Genomic DNA, 5,797 nt, shown 5'->3' with positions numbered 1-5,797 from the left:
GGTTCCTCCGGGCGGCCCTGCGCGATCAGGCGCGCTGCGATGCCACGGCCGGCGCCGGGGCGGCGGCGGCACGTTCGGCCTCGGCCGCCTCTCGCCCCCAGCGGGTGGCGAGCGTGGCGCAGACCATGAGCTGGATCTGGTGGAACAGCATGATCGGCAGCACGATCATGCTCACCGCCTGCCCGCTGAACAGCAGGCTCGCCATCGGGATGCCGCTGGCGAGGCTCTTCTTGGAGCCGCAGAAGAGGATCGTGATCCGGTCCTCGCGCGAAAAGCCGGCGGCGCGGGTGTACCAGTGCAGCAGCAGCATCACCACCGCCAGCAGCGCGGCATTGGCCAGCAGCAGGACCACGATGCTCATCACGTCCACCTGGTGCCACAACCCGTTCACCACGCCCTCGCTGAAGGCGCCATAGACGACAAAGAGGATCGAGGAGCGGTCCACATAGCCCACCAGCTGCTTGTGCCGGTTCAGCACCGGCATCAGCCAGCGGCGCACCAGCTGGCCCAGCACGAAGGGTAGCAGCAGTTGCAGCATGATGCCGCGGATCGCCCCGAAGGAGATGCCGCTCTCGCCGTTCGTGGTCATCAGCACGCCGACCAGCAGCGGCGTCAGCACGATGCCGACGAGGTTCGAGACCGAGGCCGCGCAGAGCGCCGCAGGCACGTTGCCGCGCGCGATCGAGGTGAAGGCGATGGAGGACTGCACGGTGGAAGGCAGCACGCCGACGAAGACGATGCCCAGCGCCAGCATCTCGCCCAGCGCCGGGCGCATGGCATAGCTCAGGCCGATGGCCAGGATCGGGAAGAGCAGGTAGGTCGAGAGGAAGACCACCAGCTGCAGCTTCCAGTTCGTCACGCCGGCCATCACGGCCTCCCGCGACAGGCGGGCGCCGTAGAGGAAGAACAGCAGGGCGATGGCGAAGTTGGTGGCATAGTCCACCACCTCCGCCGCCTCCCCCCGGGCAGGCAGGATGCTGGCCAGCACCACCATGCCGATGATCAGGAGCATATAGGGATCGATCCGCAGGCGGGCCAGGATCGAACGCCTGGCCGGCGGAGCGGCGCTGGATGGGTTTGCGGCCACGGGAAACGCCCCTGTCACAGGAATGACTTCGAGTATCGGGGCTTCCTTTGCCCATTCGCGCCAAAAATGACAGAATTAACAGTCATTGCCGAATCCAATGATCCAGTCATCCTTCGACCCGCTGCTGCTGCGCACCTTCCTGGCCGTCGCGGAAACCCGGCACTTCACCGCCGCCGGGCAGCGCCTGGGGCTGAGCCAGTCCACCGTCAGCCAGCATATCCGCCGGCTGGAGGAACAGGCCGGGCGGCCCCTGCTGCTGCGCGACACGCATTCCGTCACCCTCACCACCGATGGCGAAGCGATGCGGGGCTTCGCCACCACCATCCTGGAGGCCCATGCCCGCGCCGCCGCCTTCTTCGCCGGCACGGAGCTGCGCGGGCGCCTGCGCTTCGGCACCTCGGAGGACCTCGTCTCCTCCCGCCTGCCGGAGATCCTGCGCGAGTTCGTGCGCTCCAACCCGGCGGTGGACCTCGACCTGACCGTGGGGCTCAGCGCCCTGCTCTACGACCGGCTGGATGCCGGGGAACTCGACCTGATCTGCGCCAAGCGCCGCCCCGGCGAGCGGCGCGGCCGGCCGGTCTGGCGGGAGCGGCTGGCCTGGATCGGCACCGCCGGCACCGTCCTGGACCCTTCGGCGCCCCTGCCCCTGGTCGCCTATCCCAACCGCTCCATCACCCGCGCCCTGGCGCTCGAGGCGCTGGAACGCGCCGGGCGGCGCTGGCGCATGTCCTGCTCCTCCGGCAGCCTGAGCGGGCTGACCGCCGCCGTCCTAGCCGGACTCGGCGTCACCGCGCAGTCGCGGCTGCTGCTGGGTGGCGCGCTGGTGGAGATCCCGGGGCCGGAACTGGATGAGGTGGAGTTCGTCGTGACAGGCCGTGGCGAAAGGCTGCACGGCGCCGCCGCGGCCCTGGCCGATGTCATCCTCCTGAACGCCACCCACCTGCAGCCCGCCGGCTGATCCCCGCCCGGCGCACGGGGCGGCGCCCCAGGCCACGCCCATCGCGATTCCACCGGTAGGCGGTGCCGGCGCCTCGGGGCAGAATCGGCACCGGACATCACGGGACATACTCCATGACGGAAACCGGCAAGGCGGGGACGGGCGGCCAGGCCCACCATCCCCTGCTGCGGCGGCGCGACGGCCACCATGCCCGCGTCACCTTCGAGGAACTCTTCTTCGACCTCGTCTATGTCTTCGCCGTCACCCAGGTCTCGCACGGGTTGCTGCACCATCTCGGCATGGCCGGGGCGGTGGAGGCGCTGATCCTCTGGTTCGCGGTCTGGCTGGGCTGGCAGTACACCTGCTGGGTCACGAACTGGTTCAACCCGGAGACGCCGCCGATCCGTGGGCTGCTCTTCGGCACCATGCTGGCCGGGCTGGTGATGGCGGCCGCCCTGCCCCAGGCCTTCGGCGACCGTGGCCTCGTCTTCGCCCTGGCCTATGCCGCCATGCAGGTGGGACGCACGGGCTTCATCGCCTGCCAGCTTCCCGCCGGGCATCCCCTGGCCGCCAACTACCGGCGGATGCTGGGCTGGGTCTGCATCGCGGCGGTGTTCTGGATCCTCGGCGGGCTGGCCCCGGCGCCCTGGCGGCACCTGCTCTGGGTCCTGGCCGTCCTCTGCGAATATGTCTCGCCCATGTTCGGCTTCGCCCTGCCGGGGCTGGGGCGCTCCCGGACGCGGGACTGGACCATCGAGGGGGGCCATCTCGCCGAGCGCTGCCAGCTCTTCGTCATCGTCGCCCTGGGCGAGACGGTGCTGGTCACCGGTGCCACCCTGGCCGACGAGGGAGCCTGGGACCCGCCCACCCTGATCGCCTTCCTGTCCGCCTTCTTCGGCAGCCTCGCCATGTGGTGGGTCTATTTCGGCACCAGCAGCCGCGACGGCAGCACGGTGATCACCCATTCCCCCGATCCCGGCCGGATCGGCGCCTGGTTCCACTACATCCACGCCATCCTGCTCGCCGGGATCATCGTCACGGCCGTCGGCAACGACCTCGTCATTGCCCATCCCGATGGGCGCATGACCGTGGCAGCGGCGGCCACGCTGATCGGCGGGCCGGCGCTCTACCTCTTCGGCTCCGGCTTCTACAAGCGCGTGGTCTATGGCATCTGGCCGTCCTCGCATCTCGGTGGCCTCGCCGTGCTTGCCCTGATGGTGCCCTTCGCCTTCACCACGGACCTGCTGATGATCGGCGCCCTGACCACCCTGGTGATGCTGGCCGTGGGCTTCTGGGAAAGCCGCATCCTGCGCCCCAACCCGGAAGCAAGGCTGGCCGGGATGTCGCATTGATACGGAGAGCGGCGCCTGACCTCTGGCGCCGCGCTTATGGCGATCCCCGGGGGGAGGCTCCGCCTGCCCCCGGATCCCCCCACCGCCGGGGATATGGTATATCCCCGGACCCTGCCTTTCGCTGGCTCTTCGTGGTTGCCGCCAGCCTGCGGTCCGATCCCGGGGAGCGGGTGGGATCAGCAGGGCGCCCGGAAGAAGAAAGACACCCTATCTGCGCTGGCAGCGCCCGCAGCCGCCGGGAAGCATCGCTTCCCGGCGTGATCCGGCATCAGCGGGCACCAACGAAAATGGGTCCAGGGCACGCAGTGTCCTGGCGGATGGGGGGTTTGGGGAGAAGGCGGAGCCTTGCCCCCAATCCGGGCGCCAGGGACCGGGCCGCCGCGCGCCACTCCCGGCGAGAGCCGACGGCTACCGGCCCAGAACCTCGCCCAGAATGGCAGCGAAGCGGTCGATATCCGCTTCCTCCACCCAGACATGCGCGCTGATCCGCAGCACGCCGAGCCGGTCGCTGGCGAAGGCGCCCCGTTCCGCCAGGGCCGGGACCAGATGGGCCGGCAGCCCGCTCGGCAGGCGCAGGCCCAGGATATGCGGCGAGCGGCGGTGGCGCGGCGGGCAGGCGAGGCCCATCGCCTCCAGCCGCTCCGCCAGCCGGTCGGTCAGCCCACGCAGCCGTGCCTCCACCGCCGCCACGCCCCATGATTCCACCAGTTCCATCCCGGTCGCCGCCATGGGCAGCGCCACAGGGTCGTCGCGCTCGCCCCGGTCGTAGCGCGCGGCACCCGGCGCGGGATGGCCCCCCGGCATGTTGAAGCCGTTCTCCTCCAGCGGCAGGCCGGACTGGCGCTCCGGCGCGGCATAGAGAAAGGCCAGGCTGTAGGGGCCCAGCACCCATTTATAGGTGGGGAAGGCCAGGAAATCCGGCCGCCAGCGCCCGGCATCCACCGGCAGCACGCCCACCGCCTGGGTGGCGTCCACCACCACCGCCCCGCCCTGCCGCCGGACCGCCGGGATCACCCGGTCCAGGTCGATCGGCGTGCCGTCGCACCAGTGCAGCGGCGTCAGCGTGGCGACGCCCAGGGGCGCCGCGCCGGGGCGGTCGATCGCCTCCAGCAGCGCGGTGGTCCAGTCGCCATCCGCCGGGCGCGGCACGGTGTCCACCACCAGCCCGCGCTGCCGCGCCAGCCGGTCCCAGGGCAGGCAGAGGGAGGGGAACTCGTCCTGCACGCGCAGCACGCGCGAGCCCGGGGGCGGTTCCAGGTTCAGCGCCGCCGTGGCGATCCCGTGGCTGACGGAGCCGGTGATGGCGATGTCGCCGGGCGCCGCGCCAACCAGCCGCGCCGCCGCGGCACGGGCACGCAGGCCCCAGCGCGCGGCCTCGCTGCGCGGCACCGTCCAGGGATGGCTCTTGCCGGCCACCCCGGCCTCGCCCGCCGCCCGCACCGAACGCGGCAGCGGCGAGTAGGCGGCGGCGTCGAGATAGGCGATCCCTTCGGGGATCTCGAAGAGGGCGCGCTGGTTGGACAGGGGCGGGGTCGGGATCATGGCCCGGCCAGGGAAGAACGGCGGACCACGCCTGTCCAGACCGGCCGCCCACCGGGCCTCAGCGCCGTCCGGGCAGGGCCGCCGCGCTCTCCTCCCAGGCCGTCTCGGCGAGGCTCCCCGGCTCGCTTCCCGTCGCGGGCCTCTGTCCGGGCGCGGGGTGGGCACCGATCCCGGGCAGGGTCAGGATCACCGCGAAACCGTCGACCGAGTCGCTGCGGAAGCGCAGGCTGCCGCCATGGGCGCGCACCACCTCGTCAGCGATGGCAAGGCCGAGCCCGGCGCCACCGCGCCCCTCGCCGCGCGGATGGAAGGGCTCCCGCACCCGGGCCCAGAGGGCAGGCGGAATGCCCGGCCCGTCATCCACCACCTCCAGCACGGCATCCCCGTCCTGGCGGAAGACCCGCACCTCCAGCCGCGAGGCCGCGCCATGCTGGAGGGCGTTGTTCACCAGGTTCGCCACGGCCTCCCGCAGGCTGATCGGATCGCCCGGGACGACCACCGGCTCCCCGGGTGCATCCAGCGACAGCACCGGCGCCGCGGCGCCACCGCCGTCCACCGGCAGGTCCAGCAGGATTCTCCGCGCCAGCGCCACGAGGTCCACCGGCTCCGGCGGCACCACATCGGGCCGGTGCGTCACCATGGCATGATTGAACAATTGCCCCACCAGCCGGCCGAGCTGTTCCGTGCGGGCGGCGATGCGCCGGAGCTGGGTGGCCCGGCGCGCGGGATCGCCTTCCACCGACAGGAGATCGACCTGCGACGCCAACCCCGCGAGCGGCGTGCGGAGCTGGTGCGCGGCATCGCCGATCATGCGCTGCATCATGCCGATCCGCCGGTCCAGCCGCGCCATGAAGCCGTCGATGGCGCCGACCAGCGCGG

Annotated in this window: 5 protein-coding genes; 2 read left to right on the top strand and 3 right to left on the bottom strand. The window is 71.7% G+C overall.

Going from position 1 to position 5,797, the window contains the following annotated elements:
* Positions 1-25: 25 nt before the first annotated feature.
* On the bottom strand, positions 26-1,012 hold the full coding sequence (locus ROTAS13_RS18165) for a bile acid:sodium symporter family protein (protein ID WP_252571071.1): 987 nt from the start codon (positions 1,010-1,012) through the stop codon (positions 26-28).
* Positions 1,013-1,184: 172 nt separating this feature from the next.
* Here ROTAS13_RS18165 and ROTAS13_RS18160 point away from each other — a divergent pair, with 172 nt between their 5' ends.
* Positions 1,185-2,045: a LysR family transcriptional regulator gene (locus ROTAS13_RS18160; RefSeq protein ID WP_019460895.1), complete on the top strand. Its 861-nt coding sequence runs from the start codon at positions 1,185-1,187 to the stop codon at positions 2,043-2,045.
* Positions 2,046-2,158: 113 nt separating this feature from the next.
* Positions 2,159-3,376, top strand: a complete 1,218-nt coding sequence (locus ROTAS13_RS18155) for a low temperature requirement protein A (protein ID WP_075823024.1) — start codon at positions 2,159-2,161, stop codon at positions 3,374-3,376.
* A 408-nt stretch (positions 3,377-3,784) separates the two neighbouring features.
* Here ROTAS13_RS18155 and ROTAS13_RS18150 read toward each other — a convergent pair whose 3' ends face one another.
* Positions 3,785-4,918: an aminotransferase class V-fold PLP-dependent enzyme gene (locus tag ROTAS13_RS18150; RefSeq protein WP_058389078.1), complete on the bottom strand. Its 1,134-nt coding sequence runs from the start codon at positions 4,916-4,918 to the stop codon at positions 3,785-3,787.
* A gap of 58 nt (positions 4,919-4,976) precedes the next feature.
* Positions 4,977-5,797: sensor histidine kinase KdpD (locus tag ROTAS13_RS18145; RefSeq protein WP_139323428.1), on the bottom strand; the 821-nt coding region annotated here is incomplete at its 5' end.

Source organism: Roseomonas sp. TAS13, from assembly GCF_001950415.1.
Lineage (GTDB): Bacteria > Pseudomonadota > Alphaproteobacteria > Acetobacterales > Acetobacteraceae > Roseomonas > Roseomonas mucosa.
The sequence above is the reverse complement of the archived record's forward strand: the minus strand, read 5'-3'. Positions and strand labels throughout refer to the sequence as shown.

Excerpts from the sequence above, each read along its gene's own strand:
- ROTAS13_RS18165 (WP_252571071.1), bottom strand. The coding sequence starts at position 1,012 with ATGCTCCTGATCATCGGCATGGTGGTGCTGGCCAGCATCCTGCCTGCC.
- ROTAS13_RS18160 (WP_019460895.1), top strand. The coding sequence starts at position 1,185 with ATGATCCAGTCATCCTTCGACCCGCTGCTGCTGCGCACCTTCCTGGCC.
- ROTAS13_RS18155 (WP_075823024.1), top strand. The coding sequence starts at position 2,159 with ATGACGGAAACCGGCAAGGCGGGGACGGGCGGCCAGGCCCACCATCCC.
- ROTAS13_RS18150 (WP_058389078.1), bottom strand. The coding sequence starts at position 4,918 with ATGATCCCGACCCCGCCCCTGTCCAACCAGCGCGCCCTCTTCGAGATC.